The sequence below is a fragment of the Flavobacterium sp. FG19 genome (assembly GCF_057809475.1).
On record NZ_JBMDKA010000024.1, the window covers coordinates 64700 to 88293 of the forward strand.

Genomic DNA, 23594 nt, shown 5'->3' on the forward strand with positions numbered 1-23594 from the left:
ACAGAAGTTTCTTTCCTGTCAGGACAGATTTTATTCCGACAAAAAATTTAACAGGTTTCTATAAACAAAACAAGTTCCTGAATAACTCTTTCCGGCTGGTCTTCCTGAACATAGGTTTTTGAATTGGGAATCGAAACCAGTTTTGAATTCCTGAAAATCTCTTTTAACTGCTGTCCTAATTTTAAAGGAAAAAGCTGTTGATCATTTTCTCCCCACAAAATGAGAACTGGAAATTCAGAGTTTTTTAATTTTTTGGCAGCTTCAAGGGTGTATTGGGGCGACCAGGTTTTTACGTTCGAAGCAAAATTTTTCCGGATGGTTTTGTTTTCAGTAAACGATTTTAAATACAGTTTCGAGAATTCCTCATTGGTTACTTTGTGCGACAGTAATCCCATCATGAGGTCTGAAGTAAGCAGGCTTTTTATTTTAAAAGCATTTGCCAGAAGTAAAGTAAAACCCGGAATTTTTACAGCTGTAATTAAATATTTGAATTTAGCAGGCGGAAAAACTTCCTGTACCTCGCCATTTGAAAAGATTAATTTGTTTATATATTCAGGATACAAAGAGGCCAGTATCTGGGCATAAACATTTCCGGTATCGTTAGAGAACAGTATAACTTTATCCAGTTGCAAATAATCTAAAAAACTTTTTAGAAGCCGGGCAATTCCCAAAGGAGACAGGTCAGTATGTTTTTCTAAAGCAATGGGATGTCCTCCAAGCGGAAGATCCGGAGCGATGCATCTGTACTTTTTACTCAATTCGGGGATAATTTTTCTCCAGGTATTTGAATTGGAGAGTGTACCGTGAAGAAACAAAACCGGAATACCGCTGCCTTCGTCAATATATGCAATGCCGCTATTAATTGGGGCCAGATGCCGTTTTAAAATGACAGGAGCGTGGGTGTTTTGATCTGAATTTGAAGTTCTCTGCATAGTGATACATTTTTAGTTTACACAAAGAAATCAATTCCTCTGGTCAAATTAGAGGACAATTGTCCTTTAATCAGACTGTTTGGCGCAGTCGGCTTAAATGGCGGGAAGTTATTCCCAGGTATGACGAAAGGTGTTTTAACGGAATGTATTTCAGATATTCGGAATGGTTTTCTATGAGCGTGTCGTATCTTTCTCTGGCGGTTTGTTTTTGAAACGATACCGTTCTGTTTTCTATTTTGATGTATTCCATTTCCGTTAAAAATCTTCCGGCGGTCTGCCATTCCGTGCTGTTTTGATATAAATGATAGAGGTCTTTTCTTTTTAATACCGTTACTTCGGTATCACAAAGCGCCTGAATATTTTCAAAAGTAGGTTCCTGAGTTATAAAACTGGAGTAAGCAGAAGCCAGTTCGTTTTTAAAAGCGATACATTTAGTAGTTTCAGTTCCTTCGCTGTTGGTATAAAAAGAACGAAGAATACCTTTTTGAATAAATACAATTTCATTGCAGATACTGCCTTCCTGAATTAGAAAATCATTTTTTTTGAGGGTTCTGTTTTGCGTAAGACCATTTAATTTTTCAAGTTCAGTATCCGAAATAAGCTGTAATGATTTTAAAAACTGTATCATTTTAAGTGGTTTTAACTTCTTAGAAATTTAATATAATTATCCAGCAGCCCCTGAATCTGCTGACTGGCAACCGGATTGGCAGAATGTACGTTGAACTTTAAATTTAGTAGATCAAGTCCGGATTCATAAACCAGCCATTTGGCGCAGGCATAACCGTCTTCGGCAATAGTGCCATTTTCATCCAATCCTAAATCATTATCAAAACTAATGAGTTCCGGAAGCCCTTTTTCCAGAATTACTTTTTTAAAATCTTCAAAATTTCTAACAACTGTAAAATCATCATTCGTGAGTTTTTTGTAAACCATGTTTACATCTCTGATATCATCGAGAAAGAGTTTGTATGACATTTTTTACTGAATATAAAAATGAATTTGAATAGCGTCCAGCTTTAGCTGGATGATGAAATTTAAATGTAACAAACAGGCTTTAGCCAAAAAAAAAGCCGATTTGGCTAAAGCCTGTTCGACTGGTATTTTAATTCCCCTAGCTAAAGCTAGGGGCTATTGTAAATTCTTTTGGGTTAAAAAAACTAAAGCACTCGATAAACCGGATACTGCATATGCGCTTTTTCATAATAAGCAGAATGTTTGTAAATCCAATCCAATTGTGCTTCGGGATTTTTGGCAAAAGCGGCATCATTTTGTTTTTTGGTTTCCAGTTCTGCTTTTAAGGCTTGACTTTCTTTTAAAAGCTGAGCTGCTGTATCTTCAAAAATATATTCTGAATAATGTTCTTTCTGCTGTAAAATAGGATCGAAGAAATTCCAGTTAAAGAACGAATCAACACCTTCGGGCTCAAAAGCTTCTAATAAATATTTTACTCCTTTTTGAGTGGTCGGAACCAGATAATCGCCTTTAGCAAAAGCCATTTTAACGATTTTAGAAGTTACCGTTGTATTGCGGTGCAGATAATGCCCTTCGTAAGCAGACGGAACGGTTTTAAAATCGGCAATACGATAACTTTCGACTTCTATAATCGTGTCGTTTTTAAGCTGCGAAAAACTGATGTTGTTGTTTTTTAATAGATCAATAATATTCCAATACCCTTTAGGAACAATATAGGCGGAAGGAATCACGACTTCTTTAACCGATTTGAATTCTTTAATGTACGGAACATCCTTTTTATACGGTTTGTTTCGGTCGTAATACAAACGGTTTCCGGTGGTAACTTCGCTTTTTTTATAACCGGCTTCATATCCTAAAAAGGAAAAAGTAGTGGCTTTTGTACTGTCCAGTTCCCATTTTAAGGTATACGTTTTTTTAGGTAGGTATTGTTCGAGGTTTTTTACACGGAGTTCTTTGATTTTGATATAATTCGCATCGGTAAAATCCAGAGTCGATTTCATGTACTCGTAGGTCATTTTAACGCGTTCGGCATATTTTTTCAGCATGTGGGTTTCTACTACAAAACCAATCGTATTAAAAAGAGAGGTGTAACCTGTGGTATATCTCGGACTGTCTACAAACTGACCGAAACCTTTATCCGGTGTATCTTTAAACGAATCGACATAAGGTGTGGTTTCGATGTTCTTTTTCTGTAAATCTTTTACCAGGGCCGGCATCATTTCGTTGTTCATATAATCGCCCAGAACTGTTCCCAGTTTATTATGCTGGGTCATAATATACGTTAACTTGTATTGATAATCAGAACCGTTGCTGACGTGATTGTCGATAAAAACATCGGCATTTATTTTCTGGAAAATTTCCACAAAACTTTTGGTGTTTCGGGTGTCTGATTTCATCAAATCACGGTTCAAATCGTAGTTTCGGGCATTTCCCCTGAAACCGTATATTTCAGGTCCGTCCTGATTGGCACGAGTGGTGGAGTTTCGGTTTAAAGCCCCGCCAATATTATAGACGGGAATCGTAACCAAAACGGTATTTTTGGGTGCTTTCATTTTTCCGGTTGCCAAATCCCTGTAAAACTGCATTGTGGCGTCAATTCCGTCCGGTTCTCCGGCATGGATTCCGTTGTTGACCAATAAAACAGCTTTGGTTTTCTGGATTTTATCAAAATCAAATTCCTTATCCGGATTAAAGGTAATCATGTGCAGGGGTTCGCCGGAATCTGTCAGCCCCATTTCTTTCATCTGGATAGTAGGAAAATCATGAGCCAGCATTTTAAAATAGGCAATAGTTTCCTGATAAGACGCAGCTTGATTTCCGTTTCCTTTCTCAAAAAACGTATCGTATTTTTTATTGTTTTGAGCAAAAAGGGTAATCGTGAAAAGGGAAAGGAGAAAGGTAAAAAGTTTCATGGTTTTGGTTTTAATGCGAATCAAATATAGGATTTTTGCTTCAGGTTTCATGTTGATAAGCTTTATGTTTATTGGTTTCACGCAGATTTTGCAGATTTAAGCAGATTTTTTTAATCTTTTTTAATCTGCCGAAATCTGTAAAATCTGCGTGAAATAAAATTCAACAGCATTCAAAACCGGACACTGAAAACTGTAAACGGCCAACTATTTTTCTCTACTTTTGCAAAATGAATAAAAAACACCATTCCAACGACATACTTTCAAATTTAGGCATTAAAAGCCTGAATGAAATGCAGGAAACGGCACAGGACGTAATTCTGAATGATAATAATGTTTTACTGCTTTCACCAACCGGTTCGGGGAAAACACTGGCTTTTTTACTGCCGGTTTTAGAATTGCTGCAGCCGGAGATTTTATCAGTGCAGTGTTTGATTTTGGTTCCGTCCCGCGAACTCGGACTGCAGATTGAGCAGGTTTGGAAGAAAATGGGAACGCAGTACAAAGTAAACATTTGTTACGGCGGGCATTCGATTGATACCGAAATTAAGAATTTGAGTAATCCTCCGGCCGTTTTAATTGGAACACCGGGACGAATTGCGGACCATATTGACAGGGAAACTTTCAGGACAGATAAAATCCAGACACTGATTTTAGACGAGTTTGACAAATCACTTCAGTTAGGGTTTCATGAGCAGATGTCTTTTATTATCGGACGATTGCCGCGGGTAAACAAAAGAGTTTTGGTATCGGCAACATCCGATATTGAGATTCCGAAATATACAAGAGTGATGAACCCGACGGTTTTGGATTTTATTCCGGAAGAGGAGGAGAGCACCAATCTTTCGATGAAAATGGTGGTTTCGCCTTCTAAAGACAAACTGGACAGTTTGTTTCATTTAATTTGTTCCTTAAAATCACAGTCGGCTATTATTTTCTGTAACCATCGTGATGCTTCAGAACGTATCAGCGATACCTTAAATGAAAAAGGGATTTACTCGGTTTATTATCATGGCGGAATGGATCAGGAGGAACGCGAACGGGCTTTGATTCAGTTTCGAAACGGAAGTATTAGTTATCTTATCACGACCGATCTGGCTGCCCGCGGACTGGATATTCCCGAAATGAAACACGTTATTCATTATCACCTGCCGTTAAAAGAAGAGGAGTTTACACACCGTAACGGACGTACAGCGCGTATGCAGGCCACCGGAACGGCTTATATTATAGTGCATGAAAGTGAAAAGCAGCTCGATTATATCAATTATGATATGGAAGTTCTGGAGGTGAAGAATGCAGTGAGCCTTCCTAAACCACCAGAATATCAGACGATCTATATCAGCGGTGGAAAAAAAACAAAACTGAATAAGTTTGATATTGTGGGTTTCTTTTCTCAGAAAGGAAAATTAGAAAAAGATGATTTAGGTCTGATCGAAGTAAAAGATTTTGTTTCGTTTGCAGCAGTGAAATACGGAAAAGTAAAAGAGCTTCTGAAGCACATTAAAGACGAAAAAATGAAGGGGAAAAAGTTTAAAATTGAAGTCGCCCGTAATGTGATAAAGAAAGAAGACGAAAAAAATAGGAAATTTTAGGCGTTTAAAGATTGTTTTAGAAGTTATATTTTAGTTTATATTGTTGTAAATCAGTTTTTTATGATTTACTGAAGAAGATTAACAATTTTGTGTTAAAAAAATAATGAATTGATAGGTGTTTTTTCAATATTTCTGTGTTTTTTTGCTACAGTAAAATTGTAAACCCCAAATCCACTATGAAAAAGATTTTTACCCTTGCCATTTTGTTCTTTAGTTTTGTTTCGTTTGCGCAAATTAAAGTTATTGAAACAGTTCCTGTAGAAAAATTAGGAAAAGTAAATAATAACTACATTCAGAAAATTGGAGACGAATATACAGTATATTACACTAGTATTTTAAATGATGATGATTCTTCACCACTAAGAAAATTCTCTTTTAAAAATGTAAACAACGATTACACCTCTCTTTATAACATTATTATGGGTGGTTTTACGGCTACTCCGTTATATGATATTAAATTAGAGTTACCAAACAACTATATCTGGTTACATTATACAGGAAACGTTGTTCCGGACAAAGCTACAGTTCAGTTCATGGTATCAAGCAAAGACAGAGATGCTGCTACAAACAGTGTATCTGAGCCATTTGTAAAAGATCAGATCAATAAATTATTCCAGAAGTAATTTTTTTTTGAGGTTCAAAGCTTCAAAGTGACAAAGAGACAAAGTTTTTTAGATTTATCTCTTAATAATAAAATAAAGAAAGCTGTTCTAATCGAACAGCTTTTTTTGTTTTTAAGTTGAAAGGTTCAGAGTAACAAAGGAGTAAAGGGGTATATTTTAGTTTGGAAACTTTGCCACTTTGAGCCTTTGCATCTTTGTCCCTTAAAAAGAAACTATACTTTCTTTACATACTGTGTAATAATCACAATCTGTTGTCCGTCGACTTTTCCTTCTATGTATTCTGCGTTTTCGTGATCTAAACGAATGTTTCGTACTGCGGTTCCCTGTTTAGCAACCATACTGGATCCTTTTACTTTCAGGTCTTTGATCAAAACAACCGAATCTCCATGCTGTAAAACAACGCCGTTGCTGTCACGGTGAACAATTTTATTTTCGTCATCTTCACCTTCTCCCGTTGCCTGGGCCCATGCTAAAGTGTCCTCATCTAAATACATCATATCAAGCAGTTCCTGCGGCCAGCCGGCAGCACGCATACGACTTAACATTCTCCAGGCTACCACCTGAACCGGAATGTTTTCATTCCACATACTGTCATTAAGGCATCTCCAGTGATTTAAATCAACTTTTTCAGGGTTTTCAATTTGGTCAATACAGGTGTTACAGGCTAATACAGCTTCGTCTAAACCGCCTTTTTGGGTAGGAAGTACCTGATATACTTTTAGGTTTTCTTCGTTTCCGCAAAGCTCACATTTAGATCCGCTTCGTTTGTTTAATTCTCTTTCGATACTCATGGTTTGTTGTTTATTTTAAAATGCGAAATTACTTATAATTTGCTTCGCCTGCAAGTTTGTGATTTTTAGCCAGGATTTAGAAGGCAAAGTTCAAATGCCGAAAATTCTGTACGGCTGCCTCTTTTTTACTCCAGATCTTCTTTTAGGATGTCAAAGTGATACCTCAAATCAAAAAAGTCATTAAGAGCCTTGGCAATATGGGCTTTTCCAATATCGGTCAGGATTCTGTTTCGGTAAATGGCCTTATGGTTTTGTAAATATTGAATATCCTCGTCACTCAAAAGCTGTTTTCGGCTTTCGAAAAGATAACTGGTGTAAGCGTTGAAATGAATGCCGTCCAGCATGTGGGAAGCAATATTCTGGCTGTCTATTATTTTTGATAATTTCTCTGTAATTAAATTATTTTTAAGAGAGGCTATTATTTCTTCTTTTAGAGGATAAGCATTATTTTGCCGTCTGTATTCGCTGGTATTCTGACTAACTCTTTTAGCTGTGTTTTCGTCAAACGGAAAAATGTCGGGATCAAAACAGCTGATTACCGCTTTCATTACGGCTTCGGCAAAATTTCTGGCTCTGCTGTCTACAATATGAAAGCTGATATTCGTGATAACAAACTGCAAATGTAAATTTTCACCTCTAAGAGCCATTAAATGCGATACAAAAAAACTTAAAAATTCTTCGATGTAAGGTTTGTGGCCGAAATTATTAGGAATTTGACTTTCATCAACTTTCCACTGTATTTCGTTTGGCATATTCTGGTCCGAAGAAATCGATAATTCGATATGGGCATAAGCACCGCTGCCGGCAAATTTTGCAACCAGGCCCTTTCCATGAACAGGACTGAGATCCCATTCTATTAATTGCTGCTTTATTTTAAAAAGCTGTGATGGCTGATAACTTAGTCTCAGACTGCTTGTCTGCATTATTGGTTGTTTTTAGATATAAAATACTTTTGCTTTGTATTTGCTGTAAGAAACTATTTTTTTACCCTAACCGCATCCGGAACGAGCATTTCATATTCACCGCCATGACGCAGTACATCGCGTACAATGCTTGAGCTGATAAAAGAAGTACTCGCTGCAGTCAATAAAAATACGGTTTCGATTTTAGACAGTTTTCTGTTGGTGTGGGCAATTGCTTTTTCGAATTCGAAATCGGCAGGGTTACGTAAACCTCTTAAAATAAAATTGGCTTTTAGTTTTTTAGCCAGATCGATAGTCAGTCCTTCATAAGTGATTACCGAGACTTTTGGTTCATCTTTAAAAGTTTCTTCAATAAAACGTTTTCTTTCTTCTAATGAAAACATGTATTTTTTTTCGGCGTTAACCCCAATGGCAATTACTATTTCATCAAACAAAGGAATGCCTCTTTTGATAATATCTTCGTGTCCTAAGGTAATAGGGTCAAATGATCCGGGAAATATGGCTTTTCGCATTTTTTTTAAAGTTTCTAAGGTTCTGAGATGCTAAGATTCTAAGTTTTATTAGGATTGTGCAGAATCTTATTTTTTTCTTTCTTTTTTAAGGTTCAAAGCTACAAATGCTCAAAGTTTTTATAAATTGACTAAAGCTTGTTTTTTTGAGTTTAAAATTTTTATAGTTTGGAATTTGGTCCCGAAGCTTCGGGATATTTTTTGGAATTTAAATCTATGTTATCCTTTTGGTATTGATGGAAGGAACCCATTCGTCTTTATGACAGTCTTTACAAGTTGAAGTTCCTTTTTTTAGTTCTTCGGTGTTACCGCAAAAAGAGCAGGAATATACCCCGTCTTCCGGGATAATTTTGTTTTTTTTCTCAAAAAGCAAAGGCAGAATCGGCAGTCCGTAACCAACATCTTTGTCTTCGTAATAAAAAACACTGATTTCGCCGCTGGTTTCGATAAAAGCATGCCTTACTTGTCCTAAATGCTCAATTGATTTGATGCGCAATTCTGCGAAAAACTCATCTTGTGCTAAAGTTTCTTTCTTAAAACTGGTTATAGAAAACTTTCCGTTGTTAATCAGACATTCGGTTTTACCTTCTATAAATTCTTCAAATTTTTTGCTTTTTCCTGTCAGCCAGGTTACCGTTCTGTACAAAATGATTATGGTAGTAAAAACGATCGCAGCGGGAATAATGCCCACATCTTCATAAAACATAGGATCGCCTGCGGCCGAACCTAACGCAATAATGATTACAGTCTCAAAAATAGATAATTGTTTTACACCTCGTTTTCCTGCCAGTTTTAAGGTTAGTAACAAAATCGTAAACATAACAGTCGAACGAAAAATCACTTCCAATAGAAAACTTTCCGGCAGACTGTTAAAGAAGACTCTATCCCATTCGAATATTTGATTCATTTTTTTGAGGTGCTAAGTTGTTAAGGTTCTGAGGTTTTAGGTTCAAAGGTTCAGAGTAACAAAGTGACAAAGGTTTTTGCTTCACTTTGTTCAGTCTGATTATTGTAAAAAAATAAGGTTCTGAAATCTTAAAATCTCAGAACCTTAGTATCTTTTAAGCTAAAGCTAACTCAATCGCATTGGTAAATAACTCTTCCAGAGAAATTCCGGCGGCTTTTGCCTGCTGCGGAATCAAACTTTCGGTTGTCAGTCCCGGAATAGTATTCATTTCAAGCATGTGCGGCTCGTTGTTTACGATGATAAATTCGCTTCGGGAGAATCCTTTCATTTTTAGAACTTCGTAGGCACGTTTTGCTGTTTCTCCTACTTTTTTGGTCAGTTCATCAGAAATTCTGGCCGGAGTAATTTCCTGTGATTTTCCTTCGTATTTTGCTTCGTAATCAAAGAAATCATTATCAGATACAATTTCGGTAATTGGTAAAACGATTACTTCTCCTTTGTAGTTAATTACCCCAACTGAAACTTCGGTTCCGTCAAGGAAACTTTCGATGATGATTTCGTTGTCTTCTTTGTAAGCTACTTCAATGGCAATTGGAAGTTCAGCCTCAGTTTTTACTTTTGAGATTCCGAAACTTGAACCCGCTTTGTTGGGTTTTACGAAACATGGCAGACCTACTTTCTCAATAATTTCGGCAGTTTTGATTTCGTCTCCTTTGTTCAGGTAATAAGAAACGGCTGTTTTGATTCCGTATGGTTTTAAAACAGACAGTAAATCTCTTTTATTAAAAGTCAGTGCCGACTGGTAATAGTCGCAGGAAGACTGCGGTAATCCAATTAATTCAAAATAAGCCTGCATTAATCCGTCTTCGCCCGGAGTTCCGTGAATGGCATTGAAAACACAGTCAAATGTAATTTTCTCTCCGTTTACCGTTACCGAAAAGTCATTTCGGTCAATTGGGAATTCGGCCTCATTGTCGTCTACATATACCCATTTTTCTTTAAAAATATGAACACGGTATCCTTTGTATTTTGTTTTGTCAAGATATTGGTATACAACGTTTCCGCTGATGAGCGAGATTTTATATTCGCTGGAATATCCGCCCATGATGATGGCAATGTTTTTCATTGACTTTTTGTTTATTTGTTTAATCGTTATTTTATTTAATCAGGATTTTGTTTTGAAAACGAGCTTTTAGCCCTGATGGAAACGATACCCTTTTGCGTGGTCCCAATGGCCGTCAGGATCCGGAAACAGCTTCTAATTACCGGCTTTACTGTTTTAAACAAAATTATCATTTTTTTTGAAATGAAATACTTTATCTTTGCGTTCAACTAAAAATAAATTTATGAGTTTACGTAAGTATTTAACAAGCCGTGTGTTTTTTTTACAAATATTAGCAGCAGCTGGTATTATAGCGGTTTTAGGATATTTGTTTATGCACTGGCTGACGTTTACAACGGATCACGGACATGAAATTGCAGTTCCTAATTTAGCCAGACTAACTGAAGAGCAGGTAGAAGAAAAACTGGACGAACTGGATTTGGATTATGTACTTTTGGATAGTGTTGATTACCGAAGTGAATATCCAAAATTTAGTGTTGTAGAGCAGGATCCGCTGCCGGGAACAAAAGTGAAAGTAGGAAGAAAAATATATATTAAGATTAATGCATCGGGATTTTCATCAGTTAAGATTCCTGACTTAATTGAAAAAACCTATCGTGAGGCGGTTCCAACGCTTAAAGCTCTTGGACTTGAACCGGGAACAATTACCTATATTCCAAATCTTGGAAAAGATATGGTTTTGGAAATGCGTTTAAAAGGAAGAAACTTAAAAGTAGGAGACCGTGTTTTGAAAGCGTCTAAAATTGATTTGGTTTTAGGTGACGGAAAAGCAAGTTATGTAGATGACAGCCAGGCAGACAGTACCGCAGTGCCTGTAGAAACCCCAAAAGATGAACAATAATAATGAAGAAAACTTAGATCTGGAAGACGAATTATTCGAACATTACAGATTTGAAGTCCCTAAAGGTCAGGCGTTTTTGCGTATTGACAAATATTTGATGTATCTGATTCCGAATGCCACTCGTAATAAGATTCAGAATGCAGCAACAGACGGAAATATTTTTGTGAATGATATTCCGGTAAAATCAAATTACAAAGTAAAACCTTTTGATGTGATTACGATTATGTTATCGCATCCGCCTTTTGAAAATCGGGTAGATCCGGAAGACATTCCATTGGATATTGTGTATGAAGATGACGCGTTATTGCTTATCAATAAACCACCAGGATTGGTCGTGCATCCGGGACATGGTAATTACACTGGAACTTTGGTGAATGCTTTAGCATTTCATTTTGAAAATTTGCCAATGAACAGCAGTGAACGTCCGGGATTGGTTCACCGAATTGATAAAGATACTTCGGGGCTTTTGGTAGTTGCGAAAACAGAAGCTGCCATGACACATTTGGCCAAACAGTTTGAAGCTAAAACTACTGAACGTGAATACATTGCTTTAGTTTGGGGAAATGTTGCAGCGGACAGTGGCACAATTGAAGGAAACTTAGCAAGACATTTAAAAGACCGTATGCAGATGGCGGTTTTTGATGATCCTGAAATTGGAAAGCCGGCTATTACGCATTATAAAGTTTTGGAACGTTTTGGTTATGTGACTTTGATTTCCTGTAAACTGGAAACAGGAAGAACGCACCAGATTCGTGCGCACATGAAACATATTGGGCATCCGTTATTTAATGATGAACGTTACGGCGGTCATTTGATTTTGAAAGGAACGACTTTTACGAAATACAAACAGTTTATCGAAAATTGTTTTAAAGCTTTACCTCGTCAGGCGCTTCATGCGAAAACGCTTGGATTTGTTCATCCCAACACAGGAGAATTAATGCGTTTTGATACTGAATTACCAGACGATTTTAAAGAATGTATTGAGAAATGGCGTAACTACGTGAAATCGCATAATACTGACGATGAGAATTGATTTTTTTAGAAAATAGAGAATAGATTAAAGAATATAGAAAAAGCTCCTTGTTGGAGCTTTTTTGTTATTACATAATTTTTCATTCCAATTTTCTGTAGAGACGCACCGCAGTGCGTCTAACGTATTGTGGATATTCGTTGCGGAGACGCACTGCGGTGCGTCTCTACAGATATACGTTGTGTTGTAATATTTGGATTAAATATTTAACATCTTAATGATAAAAATTAATTCTTTATTTGTCCAGTTGAACCTGTTTCTGATGGAAGAAGTTCAAAAACAGAAGTAGGGGCAAGGCCTTGTTCGATTCTATGTGAAACGTAAAGAATACTTACGTTTGTTTCTTGTTTAATAGTATTGATTAACTGAATTACCAAATCAACATTTTCGTCGTCTAAGCCTTCTACAGGTTCGTCAAGGATTAATAATGGCGGATGTTTTAAAACGGCACGAACGATTAATCCAACTCTTTGTTGTCCGACAGAAAGATCAATGAAGCGTTTTTTACGCAAATGGGTCATTTCGATTACTTCCAGCCATTGCGTCACGATATTTTTCTGATGGGTTGTAGGTTCCGTGTAAAGTCCGATTTGGTCAAAGAAACCTGAAAGAATCATTTGTTCCAAAGTATGGCCTTTCTGAAACAAATCCATCATAGCAGTTGTGTAAATCCCGATTTGTTTTTTGATTTCCCAAACGCTTTCCCCGGTTCCTTTTTTTCTTCCGAATAAATATAAATCCTGTCCAAAACCTTTTGGATTGTCACCCGTTATCAAAGATAAAATAGTACTTTTTCCAGAACCGTTTGGTCCAATTAACTGCCAGAATTCGCCTTGTTTTATCGTCCACGAAATGTTGTCGAGAATCTTTCTTTCGTCGTAACTTACTGAAACATTTTCCAGTCTGATTAATTCATTGTCAGGAAAAGTATGAACTTCGGTTGCTTTTGGAATTGCCGTAGTATTTAAGGTTTTGAAATGATTTTCGGTTTTTTTAAATGGATGCAGTTCGAATGTATTGTCTTTAATCTGCGCTTTGTTGGGAACAAATTCCAGTACGTCAACGGTACGGTTTAAAAGCTGGATAATCGCAACATCATTTGTCAGATCTTTTAGAGAATCGGCTAAAATAACTCTTGAAGCCTGATCTAAATGATCAAAAGGATTGTCAAAAATGATGAAATCCGGTTTTTGATTGATACAGTATTTTAAAAACTCTTTTTTGCGTTCTCCGGATGAAAAGGTTCTTAGCTGTCTGTTTGAAGTAGTTGAGGCTTCTACACTGTCATATTGAAATTCTTTTTCAATGAATTTTTCGATCGCGATATCAGAGAATAATATTCCTTTCTGAGTGTTAAAAACGGCTAATTCTCCTGTTGCTTCGCCATTTAATATGTTGTCTATTAGTTTTTTCTTATTTACCTGATTTGATAAAAGTATATCCCAGTGCTGCATTGTAATTTTTATTTGTATTATTTTTTTGCTACTCCCGTTAGCTATCGGATTCACAGATTAAAGTGATTTTTTAGCCGCGAATTTCACTAATTTTCACGAATTATAGTTGATGAAAAATTTGTGCAAATTCGTGAAATTGCTTCGCCTGTTCGCTATCGCTCGGGTCGTGGCAACGCATTTTTTTTAATCCTTTTAATCTGTGAAATTTGTGGCAAAAAATTATTCTTTTTGTTGAGTTGTCATTTCGCGGTCGTTTCTGGACCATTCGCTCCACGATCCGACATATAATTTCGGAATCGGAAATCCGGCGTAATCCATTGCTAATAAGGTGTGACAAGCTGTAACTCCCGATCCGCAATGTACGATTATGTTTTCGTCTTTTTTATCTCCAATTACAGATTTGTATTTTTGAGCTAATTCTTCAGCAGGTTTAAAAAATCCGTTTTCGTCTAAATTTTCAGTTAGCGGAACATTAACTGCACCGGGAATATGTCCGGCAATTAAATCCAGTGGTTCTGTCAGTCCTTCAAACCTGTTTTTATCCCGAACATCGATTACAAGATTCTGATCGTTTTTACGGGCTTTTTCGACTTCTTCAATATCGGCTAATGGTAATTGCCATTCTTGAATTTGGTAAGTTGTTTTTGAGAATGTTTCAGTTCCCGAATTAGTTGGAAAACCCTTTTGTAATGCCGATTGATAACCGCCATTTAAAACCTGAATTTTTTCATGTCCAACGGCACGCATCATCCACCAGAATCTGGCAGAGAAATTAGAACCATTTTTATCATCGTAAACAATAATATGATCCGATGGTGAAATTCCTAAATTCGAAAGTGTTACTGCAAATTCTTCTACCGTTGGCAAAGGATGTCTGCCGCCATTTGCCGGATTTTCCGGAATCGAAGCCAAATCCTGATTTAAATCTACAAATCGCGCGCCTTTTAAATGTTCTTTTTGATAGACTTCAAAAGCATTTGAACCCGCTCTGGCATCAATTAAAATGATTTCAGAAGGATTTAATTTGTTTAATTCTTCAGCAGAAATTATGGGAGAAAGAGAAGTAGACATTTTTATTGTTTTTTAAATTGTTAATCGGCGAAAGCCTGACCATAAAAGATTAAAAAAGTATTGCTTTTTTTGTCGTATCGTAAACATTCCCAATTGTTGTAAGCGGCACTTGTGGCAAAACACAGCGTATTGGCCAGATTTGTTTTCGATACATTTTTGGCGAAACATCCCTCTTTTAAAATGAAATTATCATCTTTTGATATATCTGTAATTTTAACATATGAAGATTCTAAATAAGACTCTACGCTTTTTTCAAGATAATCTTCGTTACTAACCAAAAATTCATTCCCAAATTGATAATCTAATGTTCCAAAAGCATAGAAATTACAATTGGCATCTTTTAGGCCATTCACGACTTTTACATCTTTATACAATTCAGCATATGTCGAAGATTTTTCGTTGTAGAGTAAAATTGAAATTTTTTCATGCTCTTTGTCATAGACTATAAAAACAAAGTCATTGCTGTTTTCCTGAAACAGACTTCCTTTTGCAATAGAAAGTAATTCATAATTGAGATTTTTCCTGAAATAAGATTGTTGTTCTGCGTCTATTTTTTCAATCAGTTTATTATGAATATCCGAGAAAATCTTTTTTTCGGAAAGATGTTTTAAACTTTCTTTTTCTCTTTGTATACGATCACTGTCTTCAGGATTATCAAATGTAGAAACTTGATAATCTGTGGTTTCAGATTCGTTTTTTTGCTGATTGTTTCTGTTAAAGTTTCTTTTTGCTGATTGTCTTCTTTGTTTATTGTATCCTCTTGCTGTTTTGAGTTGCAGGAGATTATTAGTAATGTAAAAAGAATTAGGGCAATTTTATTTTTCATTCAATTTAAATCTTGTTGGTGGTATTTATAATAGTTTTATTAAATAATTAATAGTAAATGCAGACTATTCAAAAAGTCTGCATTGAATTTATTTTTTTGAATTACCAAGCCAGAGTAACGCGTTTAGGATCATTTGGCTTTGTGTTTTATTTTCAAATGTGTACGATAATGTTTTGTTGGTTCCGCCTTCATAATCAATATCATTATGTCCCATATTTACATACAGCATTTTGTATTTTTTATTAGTCCACACTACAGGATAATAACCGCTGTGCCAGATTTCATGCTGTTTTGGACCTGTTCCCAGCGGAAAACTGGATTCGTCTACAGCCAATAAAATTTCAATATCAGGATTTTTAGTTAAATCATTAGACCAGCGGTACCATTCGTTTGGAGCCGAACTAAAAGTCTTCGGCAGATTTTTAGTAACAGGATGCTGATTTTCTACTCTCAAAACCGCCGAAGTAGGTTTCCACGTATTACTGCCATATTCGCCAGATCCTAAAAAAGTATCGTGATACCAGTTCCAATCCTGATTATAACTCGAATTGTTCAGGGCAAAAGCAGCAAAATGAAATCCGATAAAACCACCGCCATTTTCCATGTATTTCTGAAAAGCCTCACGTTGTTCTTTCTTTTCGGGACGTGTGTCTAAAAATAAAACGACTTTATACTGCGCTAAAAACTTTGCGTTTAGATTGTCCCAATTGCTGGTCGAATCGTATTGAAAATGATTTTCTTCTGCCAGTTTCGGAAACCATTTATTAGCCTCGTGCACAAAGCTGATATGCGCCTGATCATTTTTGGCGGTATAAAAAGCAATGACTTTAAACTTGATTTTTTCCTTTTTATGCTGTGAAAATGCTGTGAAAGAAATTAAAAAAAGGGCAATAAGGATGCTTTTTTTAGCGATGTAGTACATCGGATTTAAATTTTTCATGGAAGCAGCTGAATTATTCCGGAATTTTTTCAATTAATATTTCGTTTTCTGCAGTGTCAAAATAAGTACAGGTCATTGCCACAATATCGACTCTCCATTTTGCAATGCCGCATTGTCCGGAATGATTACAGAAAGTCATATAATCGGTTTCGCCCTGCTGGTGTTTGACTAAGAATTCAATAAAAAGTTCTTTATTGACTGTGACAGCTACTGAAATCGGACTGTATTTTTCATCGGAAGTAACCGAATAGCCGTTTACGCCATAATATTCAACGTGCCCGTCATTTACAAAAGTATCGTAGCCTTTAACTCCCAATATGATTAAATCCTGTATATAATTTGGAAAATCAGCTCCACTTTTTACTTTAGAATGTGCTTCTTTGATTTGGTCGATTGTAAACATATTTATATAGTTTTTTAGGTTAGGTATTTTTAGCCACAAATTGCACGAATTTCCACGAATTAAACTTTTGTCACAGATTAAAGGATTAAAATGATTTAATCTGTGTTAATCTTTTAATCTGTGGCAAAATCAAAAAGAAATTAGTGCAAATTCGTGAATTGCTTCGCCTGTTCGCTATCGCTCGGGTCGTGGCAAACAAAAAAAATATTATTTCAAAAATACGATTAATGATTTTATAAACGCATCAAAAGATTCAATATGCGGTAAATGTCCCGTATTGGGAATTTCGACTAATTTAGAATTTGGAATTACTTTTTGGGTTTTTTTACCCAGTTCGGCATAATTTCCCATTGTTTTTCGGACTTCTTCCGAAACTAAAGGTTTGCCTATTGCGGTTTTATCTCTTGTTCCGATGATTAAAAGCGTTGGGCTTTTGATATTTTTAAATTCGTATAAAACAGGCTGTGTAAAAATCATATCGTACATTAAAGCAGAATTCCAGGCGACTTTAGAATAATCCGGCGCTGTTGTCCATCCGGCGCCCAGTTCGGCCCATTTTTGATAATCGGCGTTCCATTTACCATCATAATAGTTGGCCATCTGATATTTTTTAATGCCTTCGTAGTTTTGTTTTACTTCTGATTCGTACCACCAGTCAACCGGTTTGTAAGGTACGATTAGTTTCCAGTCTTCTAAACCAATCGGATTTTCGAGGATTAATTTTTCGGCTGTTCCAGGATACATCAAAGCAAATCTGGAAGCCAGCATTCCACCCATAGAGTGCCCTAAAACGGCTGTTTTGGTGATGCCCAGCTGATCCAGTAATTTTTTGGTGTTTTCGGCAAACTGCTGAAAGGAATATTGAAAATTATCCGGTTTTGATGATTTTCCAAAACCAATCTGATCCGGCACAATAACCCGGAAACCTTCTTTGGTTAAGGCTTTTATAGTAGTTTCCCAATAAGCACCATTGAAATTTTTTCCGTGAAGCAGGATAATGTTTTTCTGGTTGTAATGCTCCGGTTTAATATCCATATAAGCCATTTTGAGATTCTGGCGCTGGATGTTTAATTCTAAAAACTGAACGGGAAAAGGATATTCATAATTGCTTAAATTGATATCTAAAGGTTTTATTTTTTCTTCCTGCGAAAAGCAGAAAAGAGGCAGTAAGAGTATCAGGAGTTTTATGATTTTCATTCTGAATTGCATTTTGGGGTTAAGAATTATAAAATTACCGCTCTCTATTTTGAAAAACAACAATTCAACTCTTAAAGTTATCAGAAAAAAGCCTGAGTTTATTTTTTAAGTGTTACAACCCTTTGCGGGTAAGGAATATCGATGCCTGCTTCATCAAAACGTTTTTTAATGCTTTGCAGCAAGTCGCAGTACATGACAAAACCGTCTGTTGAATTTTTGGCCCAGGCCCAGGCTTTTATGGTAACGCTTGAATCGGCTAAAGCCACCACTCTGGCAATTACCAAAGGTGTTTTTTGTTTTTTATTTTCGGCGGTTCTGGTATCAATAAAAAGAGGATGTTTTGCGACTTCTTCCTGCATAATGGCCAGCGCTTTTTCGATATCAGATTCGTAACCAATGCCAATTTCGATTATTTTACAGCACTTGGTGTCGTGCATATTGGTATTCACAATAATCTGATTGCTTATCAGGGCGTTAGGGATAATGATCCGGTTGTTTTCGGCATCTTTTAAAACAACCTGTCTCAGGTTAATGTCTTCGACGGTACCGACAAAATTATTAATGGTAATTTTATCGTTGATACGGAAAGGTTTAAAAATCACGAGAAATATACCGCTGACAATATTACTTAGAGCCTGCTGGGAAGCTAAACCGGCAATTAAGGAAATAACTCCGGCACCGGCCAGAAAAGAATGTCCTATAATTTTGAATTCAGGAATCTGGATCAGGGCAAAGGCAAAACCCAGAATGTAAATTACAGTAATGATTAAATGTTTAAGAAATTTAAAGCCGGTTACATCGTATTCTTTCTGACTGAGTTTTCGATATAAAAAATACCGCAGAACACGGTCTGTAACAGCACCAAGGAGAATAGTTGTAATGGCTATGACGGCAATAAAAATGCCGATTCTGAAGTCTTTTATATAATCAATCATAGCTTTGTTTTTAATGATAAATAACCGATTCGATCAGCCATTTACCGTTTACTTTTTTCAGGTTGAATTCGATGGGTAAAACAATATCCTGATTGGGTGTAACTATAATCTGGGCAGTCGAAGCGGTTATTTCTTTTTCAAAATAAACAGCATTTTTTTCTTTATCCAGAAATCTGGCTTTTTCCTTATCCGGAAGGCTTTTTTTCATCTTTTTAACTGTTTCCAAAAGCATCTGGTTATCATTGTTCAGAATCAGGAATTCTTTTGCCGTTTCGGCATCAAAATGATTTGTGGCTGCTAAATAGGCCTGAACGGTTTCTTTAGGAGACTTCATTTCATCTGAGGTTTTGCAGCTTGCAAAAAGAAGCAGTATGGTGAATAAAGAAATAAAATGTTTCATTTAGGATATCGTTTATAATCCGACAAAATCATCACTTTTAGGAAAAATGCTCAATGCCTGAATGGCAATTTCGGGTGTTGGAGAAGCCAGTTTTCGAAGTTTGGTATCCATCCAGGCGCCGTCTACAGTAATGGTAGCGCATAAAGTGTCGTCTTCTCTTCTAAACTCGTGTATGATTGACCAGCGAGAGGCATCGGCTTTCATTTTGGAAGTTTTGGTATGGATAAAAATTTTATCTGAAAGTTTTAGTTCTTTTCGGAAAACACATTCTTCCCTGAATAAAACCGGACCAAAACCCTGGGTCTGCATAACTTTTAAAGTTAGTCCTAATTCCTCAAGGATTTCGATACGATGCTGTGCACCAAAATCATAATAAGCACTGTGACGAACATGAAAATTAGGGTCAAGGTCTGACCAGCGAAAAGATATTTCTTTTGTAAATGAAGCCATTTTGTAATTGTAATTTTAATTGAAAACCGAAATTACGAATAAAAATGTAAATTATTTATTGGAAAAGTTTAAAGTATAATCTGAAATTCTAATAACCCCGATCTGAATATAAGTTGAATTTCTGAAATGAAATTTCGCCAAAGTCTTTAGCGGTTGTCAGTTTTTCAAAATCAACTATTAAAGCCTCTGCGTCAGGATCAGAGCTTGGGTTTAGAATGTAATTGACATAATGGTCTTTGTAGAGATACCAGTTTTTTTTGGTTTTATTATATTTAAAAGTAATGATTTGTTCCCAGTGATGTCCGCCAGAGATGCGGTGCTCGATAGAGAAAAATCCGTTTTTAATTACAATTTTGTCAAAAGGATCGCCAAATACACCGCCACAGTCTATACAGTATACTGCATTTTCATTTTTATAAGCCAATTTATAACTGTTGTCATTTTGTCCCAGGAGTAACAACAAAGATCTTTTGTCCGGTTTTCCGGCATTCATATTAGAGGTGGTCTCTTCAGAAATTTTACGCAGGACTAAAATATAATCTGCTGTTTTATCCAGATTTAAATTTCCTTTTGTGACAGAGATGGCTTCATAACCTTTAGGAATAAAAGTTTTTAGATTAGGATCAATAATTTTTACAGCCTTATTGAAAGTTTCATGTTTACGGACTTTTGATACTGTTTTTTGCTGACCACAGATTTGGTTCAAACCTGAAATTAAAACCAATAAGCAGATTATTGACATTCTCATCTTTTAAAGACTTTCCTGATTGTCCCATTCGTACTCTATTTTGTTTATTCTCATATAATAAGGGATGAGAAATAAAATTTCTAACCTTAAGGAGAAATTACCGTTTGCTGTGCTAAACGGAAGAATAAACATGGAAGCAATACAAATCGCTGCACCAATGACGGCATCTATTTTGGCAATCATAATAGCGTTTGGCTTTTCAAACCAAAGAGAATAGGCTGCAAAACCTTTCAAGAGTATTAATGCCACAATAAAGATCCCAACTATCGAATAGGGTGTCTCACTTGAAAAGCCGTAAAAAGATAAGTTTATATTGGGAATAAAAAGACCGGCAATAAGTGAAGCTATAGCTCCGGCGCCTAAAAGCATAAAAATCCAGCAGCATGTTTTCATCCACCAGGGCAGAAGTTTTCTTCTTTTAATAGCCGGGTTTTCAAATTCGTTAAAATGGCTGTCTGATTCCGGGTTCATTTGGTTTAGTTTTTAGTTAGTTGTTCTTAGATTCAGCAGGCTGGACTTTTATCATGACAGTACCGCTGATGATATCATGAAGGGCTCTTTTTTTATCACTTGAAAAAATGGTTAAAACTGAAAACCATCCGAGCAGCAGTTTAAAAAAATAGCGGACAAACGCCTGAAATATAGTGATAGATTGTGTTTCATCGTCACTTTTCCGAATACGGATGCCTTTTATGTTGTTGCCAATAGTTCCTCCAAAAGCGGTACAGACAGGCTCGTATAAAAATAAGAGGATCAGCAGGACCGCTCTCAGCCAGCTTGGGACATTTTCAAAACCGGATAACACATCTGAAAATACAATCATACAGGCAATAAGTAAAACAGAATCAATAAAAACCGACTGGATTCTTTCGATTATAAAAGGATATTTTTCGTTCATTTTTTTTCGACGAATATACTTATTTTCAGAATTCCTTTTTAGTATTTAGTTTTTTTACGATCCACGGAAGCGTAAGTCCTTGTCCGATAAGGGTTATTAATACAACCGCAACCGAAATAAATATAATTGCATTTCGTTCCGGAAACGGACTGCCGTCTTCAAGGGTTCTGGGAAGCCCGATGGCAATGGCAAGGGAAACGATCCCCCGCATGCCAGACCAGCTTAAAATAATACTGTTTTTAGTGTCCAGCAGCGCGTGTTCGCTTATTTTTCTTTTTCCTTTGCCATTTTGAAATGCTTTTTGAAGGTTGATTTTCTGAAGAAAAATTCGAACCATCCTGATCAGCAGGGCTACGATAGTAATAATGAGTGCATATCCAATGTAAGGCAGTATCATTCCGTTTTCAATGTCTTCTAATACATACCTGAAATTAAGCCCAATTAAAATGAAGATTAATCCGTTTAACAGAAAAATGATAACATCCCAAAGGTTTCGGGAATTGTTTTTTAAACTTTCCGGGAATATCTTATTACTGAAACGGGCAATGGAGAGGCCTAAAATTACTACAGCAATAACACCGGATACATGCAGATGCTCAGCAACCAGATACGTAACAAAAGGCATTAAAAGCATAAAACTGATGGTTACATTTACGTTTTTATGAACCCTGTTTAAAATAAAGGCAAGTATTTTAGATAATACAAATCCAACCAGAAAACCGCCTCCTAACAAAAACAGAAACTGAAGGGTGGCTTTCCAGATAATAAATGAAGATCCCATAACGGCTGCTACCGCAAAACGATAAGCCACCAGTGCAGAAGCATCGTTTATAAGACTTTCTCCTTCTAAGATAGTAAGTGTTTTATGCGGCAGATGTAATCCTTTGGTGATGCTAATAGCCGCCACGGCATCAGTAGCCGAAAGAATGGCACCTAAAACAAAGGCTAACGGCCATGTCATACCCGGAATGATAAAATAAGCTACTACGGCAATTCCGGCAGCGGTCATAAAAACCAGTGAAACAGCTAAAGTTCCAATAGTATTGATGTTGGTTTTGAAATCTTTGGGCGAAATATTAAACGAAGCATCATATAAAAGCGGCGGCAGAAATATCAAAAAGATGATCTCGGGATTGATCTCAATCTCGGTCATAGTAGGAATAAAACCGATGCCCACACCTACTATTACAAGCAGAATGGGGTAGGGTAATTTGGCTTTATCAGCGAAGGCAGATAATCCGATAACAATGGCAAGTATAAATATGATAATGCTGTAGTTTTCCATTTTTAAAGTTTAGGAAATAAGAGTAAAAACTGTAAACTGATATTTTAAGGCTGGCTTTCTTCTCCGTTATATAAATCCAAAATGGAAGTATTTTCAAATTGATGTTTTTTTTCTTTCATCTTAAATGTTCTTGAGACTGGAGAACTGTTTTCGTCCATTGTATTGATTTCTGTTATTGTTGTTTGGCCTTTTTCATGATCGTCAGTACTTTCAATACGTTCACCGGCACCACCAGAATAAGATGACATATAGATAAGTACAAGATCTTTTCCTGAATATTTAAACTTGGACAAAATCATATTATGCGGACTACCGAATAGATAAATACGAAGTGCTCCTTCTTCTATGGAAATATCTTCCTTGTCGTATAGTTTAAAATCGTATTCATTATATTCTACTGGCATCGTAACATCAGAAACTTTATCCAGGCGATATGATTTGTCTGCGTTTTGCAAAAGAATCAGCATTGGTCTTTTGGCGGTTTGAACTTCTTTGTGTTTCAGGACTAATACTATGTCTTTTAAGCCGTCATTATTTAAATCGCCTTCGGTTTTATATTGAATTTCATAAATGTTAAGCACAGGAAGAAAATCTTCTGGTTTTTTTCCTGTTTCGGGATAAGTAACATCAGGTTCCTCAGGATCATTTTCTTCATATTCTTCGCCATTTTCTTCAAATTCTTTATTGGCTGGAAGACTGTCTGAAACGGTAACATTTTTTGAAATATTGTCTTTTTCTTTTGTATTGCAGGATTGTATGGTAAAAATTAATAAAACGGAAAAAAGAAGTATAACGTTGTTTTTCATCATTGTTTTTATTTTCAAATATAAATTG

27 protein-coding genes are annotated in these 23594 nt (G+C 36.1%); 4 read left to right on the top strand and 23 right to left on the bottom strand.

What is annotated here, in order from left to right; genetic code table 11:
• Positions 1-47: 47 nt before the first annotated feature.
• The 4 genes from ACODST_RS20910 to ACODST_RS20925 form a co-directional block, all read right to left on the bottom strand.
• A complete protein-coding gene (locus ACODST_RS20910; RefSeq protein WP_488934031.1) occupies positions 48-932 on the bottom strand; it encodes an alpha/beta fold hydrolase in 885 nt (294 codons plus the stop codon).
• A gap of 70 nt (positions 933-1002) precedes the next feature.
• Positions 1003-1560, bottom strand: a complete 558-nt coding sequence (locus ACODST_RS20915) for a Crp/Fnr family transcriptional regulator (protein WP_488934032.1) — start codon at positions 1558-1560, stop codon at positions 1003-1005.
• An 11-nt stretch (positions 1561-1571) separates the two neighbouring features.
• Positions 1572-1907: a cyclic-phosphate processing receiver domain-containing protein gene (locus ACODST_RS20920; protein ID WP_488934033.1), complete on the bottom strand. Its 336-nt coding sequence runs from the start codon at positions 1905-1907 to the stop codon at positions 1572-1574.
• A 182-nt stretch (positions 1908-2089) separates the two neighbouring features.
• The gene (locus tag ACODST_RS20925; protein ID WP_488934034.1) at positions 2090-3817 is read right to left on the bottom strand and encodes a M14 family metallopeptidase; all 1728 of its coding nucleotides are present in this window, start codon (positions 3815-3817) and stop codon (positions 2090-2092) included.
• 227 nt (positions 3818-4044) lie between these two features.
• On the opposite strand from ACODST_RS20925, the gene ACODST_RS20930 reads away from it, so the two are divergent.
• Positions 4045-5406 (top strand): DEAD/DEAH box helicase, encoded by a 1362-nt coding sequence (locus tag ACODST_RS20930; RefSeq protein WP_488934035.1) that lies wholly within the window; start codon positions 4045-4047, stop codon positions 5404-5406.
• A 176-nt stretch (positions 5407-5582) separates the two neighbouring features.
• Complete coding sequence (locus tag ACODST_RS20935; RefSeq protein ID WP_488934036.1) at positions 5583-6029, top strand: hypothetical protein; 447 nt, start codon at positions 5583-5585, stop codon at positions 6027-6029.
• Positions 6030-6241: 212 nt separating this feature from the next.
• Here the strand turns inward: ACODST_RS20935 and ACODST_RS20940 are convergent, their stop codons facing one another.
• The 5 genes from ACODST_RS20940 to ACODST_RS20960 all read right to left on the bottom strand — a co-directional run bounded on the left by ACODST_RS20940 (position 6242) and on the right by ACODST_RS20960 (position 10285).
• Entirely contained in the window at positions 6242-6820 is a 579-nt protein-coding gene (locus ACODST_RS20940) for a PhnA domain-containing protein (protein ID WP_488934037.1), read from the bottom strand.
• A gap of 125 nt (positions 6821-6945) precedes the next feature.
• Positions 6946-7743, bottom strand: a complete 798-nt coding sequence (locus ACODST_RS20945) for a hypothetical protein (protein ID WP_488934038.1) — start codon at positions 7741-7743, stop codon at positions 6946-6948.
• 53 nt (positions 7744-7796) lie between these two features.
• A complete protein-coding gene (gene coaD, locus ACODST_RS20950) occupies positions 7797-8255 on the bottom strand; it encodes a pantetheine-phosphate adenylyltransferase (RefSeq protein WP_095954720.1) in 459 nt (152 codons plus the stop codon).
• Between the two features lie 211 nt (positions 8256-8466).
• Positions 8467-9159 (bottom strand): DUF421 domain-containing protein, encoded by a 693-nt coding sequence (locus tag ACODST_RS20955; RefSeq protein WP_488934039.1) that lies wholly within the window; start codon positions 9157-9159, stop codon positions 8467-8469.
• A 154-nt stretch (positions 9160-9313) separates the two neighbouring features.
• Positions 9314-10285 carry a D-alanine--D-alanine ligase gene (locus tag ACODST_RS20960; RefSeq protein ID WP_488934040.1) on the bottom strand — a complete coding sequence of 324 codons (972 nt, stop codon included), beginning with the start codon at positions 10283-10285 and terminating at the stop codon, positions 9314-9316.
• A gap of 220 nt (positions 10286-10505) precedes the next feature.
• Here ACODST_RS20960 and ACODST_RS20965 point away from each other — a divergent pair, with 220 nt between their 5' ends.
• Together ACODST_RS20965 and ACODST_RS20970 are read left to right on the top strand one after the other, a co-directional pair.
• A complete protein-coding gene (locus ACODST_RS20965) occupies positions 10506-11123 on the top strand; it encodes a PASTA domain-containing protein (protein ID WP_488934041.1) in 618 nt (205 codons plus the stop codon).
• Positions 11113-12156, top strand: coding sequence for an RluA family pseudouridine synthase (locus ACODST_RS20970; RefSeq protein ID WP_488934042.1), 1044 nt, complete (start codon positions 11113-11115; stop codon positions 12154-12156). Before ACODST_RS20965 ends, ACODST_RS20970 begins: the two co-directional genes overlap by 11 nt.
• 224 nt (positions 12157-12380) lie before the next feature.
• Here ACODST_RS20970 and ACODST_RS20975 read toward each other — a convergent pair whose 3' ends face one another.
• The 14 genes from ACODST_RS20975 to ACODST_RS21040 all read right to left on the bottom strand — a co-directional run bounded on the left by ACODST_RS20975 (position 12381) and on the right by ACODST_RS21040 (position 23569).
• Positions 12381-13607, bottom strand: coding sequence for an ABC transporter ATP-binding protein (locus ACODST_RS20975; protein WP_488934043.1), 1227 nt, complete (start codon positions 13605-13607; stop codon positions 12381-12383).
• Between the two features lie 219 nt (positions 13608-13826).
• Positions 13827-14678, bottom strand: coding sequence for a sulfurtransferase (locus tag ACODST_RS20980; protein ID WP_488934044.1), 852 nt, complete (start codon positions 14676-14678; stop codon positions 13827-13829).
• A gap of 20 nt (positions 14679-14698) precedes the next feature.
• Positions 14699-15031, bottom strand: coding sequence for a hypothetical protein (locus ACODST_RS20985; protein ID WP_488934045.1), 333 nt, complete (start codon positions 15029-15031; stop codon positions 14699-14701).
• Positions 15032-15592: 561 nt separating this feature from the next.
• The gene (locus ACODST_RS20990; RefSeq protein WP_488934046.1) at positions 15593-16444 is read right to left on the bottom strand and encodes a ThuA domain-containing protein; all 852 of its coding nucleotides are present in this window, start codon (positions 16442-16444) and stop codon (positions 15593-15595) included.
• Between the two features lie 13 nt (positions 16445-16457).
• Positions 16458-16847, bottom strand: a complete 390-nt coding sequence (locus ACODST_RS20995; protein WP_488934047.1) for a DUF1398 domain-containing protein — start codon at positions 16845-16847, stop codon at positions 16458-16460.
• Between the two features lie 207 nt (positions 16848-17054).
• Positions 17055-18044 (bottom strand): alpha/beta fold hydrolase, encoded by a 990-nt coding sequence (locus ACODST_RS21000; protein WP_488934048.1) that lies wholly within the window; start codon positions 18042-18044, stop codon positions 17055-17057.
• A 98-nt stretch (positions 18045-18142) separates the two neighbouring features.
• Positions 18143-18979, bottom strand: a complete 837-nt coding sequence (locus ACODST_RS21005) for a mechanosensitive ion channel family protein (protein ID WP_488934049.1) — start codon at positions 18977-18979, stop codon at positions 18143-18145.
• 10 nt (positions 18980-18989) lie between these two features.
• A complete protein-coding gene (locus ACODST_RS21010; RefSeq protein ID WP_488934050.1) occupies positions 18990-19379 on the bottom strand; it encodes a hypothetical protein in 390 nt (129 codons plus the stop codon).
• Between the two features lie 12 nt (positions 19380-19391).
• On the bottom strand, positions 19392-19829 hold the full coding sequence (locus ACODST_RS21015) for an acyl-CoA thioesterase (protein ID WP_057122622.1): 438 nt from the start codon (positions 19827-19829) through the stop codon (positions 19392-19394).
• A gap of 88 nt (positions 19830-19917) precedes the next feature.
• Positions 19918-20571, bottom strand: a complete 654-nt coding sequence (locus ACODST_RS21020; protein ID WP_488934051.1) for a hypothetical protein — start codon at positions 20569-20571, stop codon at positions 19918-19920.
• A gap of 9 nt (positions 20572-20580) precedes the next feature.
• Positions 20581-21048 carry a hypothetical protein gene (locus ACODST_RS21025; RefSeq protein ID WP_488934052.1) on the bottom strand — a complete coding sequence of 156 codons (468 nt, stop codon included), beginning with the start codon at positions 21046-21048 and terminating at the stop codon, positions 20581-20583.
• Between the two features lie 16 nt (positions 21049-21064).
• Positions 21065-21475 carry an RDD family protein gene (locus ACODST_RS21030; protein ID WP_488934053.1) on the bottom strand — a complete coding sequence of 137 codons (411 nt, stop codon included), beginning with the start codon at positions 21473-21475 and terminating at the stop codon, positions 21065-21067.
• A gap of 25 nt (positions 21476-21500) precedes the next feature.
• Complete coding sequence (locus tag ACODST_RS21035; RefSeq protein WP_488934054.1) at positions 21501-22760, bottom strand: Na+/H+ antiporter; 1260 nt, start codon at positions 22758-22760, stop codon at positions 21501-21503.
• Between the two features lie 44 nt (positions 22761-22804).
• Positions 22805-23569, bottom strand: a complete 765-nt coding sequence (locus ACODST_RS21040; RefSeq protein WP_488934055.1) for a hypothetical protein — start codon at positions 23567-23569, stop codon at positions 22805-22807.
• Positions 23570-23594 lie beyond the last annotated feature (25 nt).

Bases quoted from the DNA above. Each gene is read 5' to 3' on its own strand.
- coaD (WP_095954720.1), bottom strand. From the start codon at position 8,255: ATGCGAAAAGCCATATTTCCCGGATCATTTGACCCTATTACCTTAGGA.
- ACODST_RS20970 (WP_488934042.1), top strand. From the start codon at position 11,113: ATGAACAATAATAATGAAGAAAACTTAGATCTGGAAGACGAATTATTC.
- ACODST_RS20940 (WP_488934037.1), bottom strand. From the start codon at position 6,820: ATGAGTATCGAAAGAGAATTAAACAAACGAAGCGGATCTAAATGTGAG.
- ACODST_RS20955 (WP_488934039.1), bottom strand. From the start codon at position 9,159: ATGAATCAAATATTCGAATGGGATAGAGTCTTCTTTAACAGTCTGCCG.
- ACODST_RS20965 (WP_488934041.1), top strand. From the start codon at position 10,506: ATGAGTTTACGTAAGTATTTAACAAGCCGTGTGTTTTTTTTACAAATA.
- ACODST_RS20990 (WP_488934046.1), bottom strand. From the start codon at position 16,444: ATGAAAAATTTAAATCCGATGTACTACATCGCTAAAAAAAGCATCCTT.
- ACODST_RS21040 (WP_488934055.1), bottom strand. From the start codon at position 23,569: ATGATGAAAAACAACGTTATACTTCTTTTTTCCGTTTTATTAATTTTT.
- ACODST_RS21005 (WP_488934049.1), bottom strand. From the start codon at position 18,979: ATGATTGATTATATAAAAGACTTCAGAATCGGCATTTTTATTGCCGTC.
- ACODST_RS21000 (WP_488934048.1), bottom strand. From the start codon at position 18,044: ATGAAAATCATAAAACTCCTGATACTCTTACTGCCTCTTTTCTGCTTT.
- ACODST_RS20935 (WP_488934036.1), top strand. From the start codon at position 5,583: ATGAAAAAGATTTTTACCCTTGCCATTTTGTTCTTTAGTTTTGTTTCG.
- ACODST_RS20910 (WP_488934031.1), bottom strand. From the start codon at position 932: ATGCAGAGAACTTCAAATTCAGATCAAAACACCCACGCTCCTGTCATT.
- ACODST_RS20915 (WP_488934032.1), bottom strand. From the start codon at position 1,560: ATGATACAGTTTTTAAAATCATTACAGCTTATTTCGGATACTGAACTT.
- ACODST_RS21015 (WP_057122622.1), bottom strand. From the start codon at position 19,829: ATGGCTTCATTTACAAAAGAAATATCTTTTCGCTGGTCAGACCTTGAC.
- ACODST_RS20980 (WP_488934044.1), bottom strand. From the start codon at position 14,678: ATGTCTACTTCTCTTTCTCCCATAATTTCTGCTGAAGAATTAAACAAA.
- ACODST_RS21030 (WP_488934053.1), bottom strand. From the start codon at position 21,475: ATGAACGAAAAATATCCTTTTATAATCGAAAGAATCCAGTCGGTTTTT.
- ACODST_RS20975 (WP_488934043.1), bottom strand. From the start codon at position 13,607: ATGCAGCACTGGGATATACTTTTATCAAATCAGGTAAATAAGAAAAAA.
- ACODST_RS20960 (WP_488934040.1), bottom strand. From the start codon at position 10,285: ATGAAAAACATTGCCATCATCATGGGCGGATATTCCAGCGAATATAAA.
- ACODST_RS21020 (WP_488934051.1), bottom strand. From the start codon at position 20,571: ATGTCAATAATCTGCTTATTGGTTTTAATTTCAGGTTTGAACCAAATC.
- ACODST_RS20920 (WP_488934033.1), bottom strand. From the start codon at position 1,907: ATGTCATACAAACTCTTTCTCGATGATATCAGAGATGTAAACATGGTT.
- ACODST_RS20930 (WP_488934035.1), top strand. From the start codon at position 4,045: ATGAATAAAAAACACCATTCCAACGACATACTTTCAAATTTAGGCATT.
- ACODST_RS20995 (WP_488934047.1), bottom strand. From the start codon at position 16,847: ATGTTTACAATCGACCAAATCAAAGAAGCACATTCTAAAGTAAAAAGT.
- ACODST_RS21010 (WP_488934050.1), bottom strand. From the start codon at position 19,379: ATGAAACATTTTATTTCTTTATTCACCATACTGCTTCTTTTTGCAAGC.
- ACODST_RS21035 (WP_488934054.1), bottom strand. From the start codon at position 22,760: ATGGAAAACTACAGCATTATCATATTTATACTTGCCATTGTTATCGGA.
- ACODST_RS20925 (WP_488934034.1), bottom strand. From the start codon at position 3,817: ATGAAACTTTTTACCTTTCTCCTTTCCCTTTTCACGATTACCCTTTTT.
- ACODST_RS21025 (WP_488934052.1), bottom strand. From the start codon at position 21,048: ATGAACCCGGAATCAGACAGCCATTTTAACGAATTTGAAAACCCGGCT.
- ACODST_RS20945 (WP_488934038.1), bottom strand. From the start codon at position 7,743: ATGCAGACAAGCAGTCTGAGACTAAGTTATCAGCCATCACAGCTTTTT.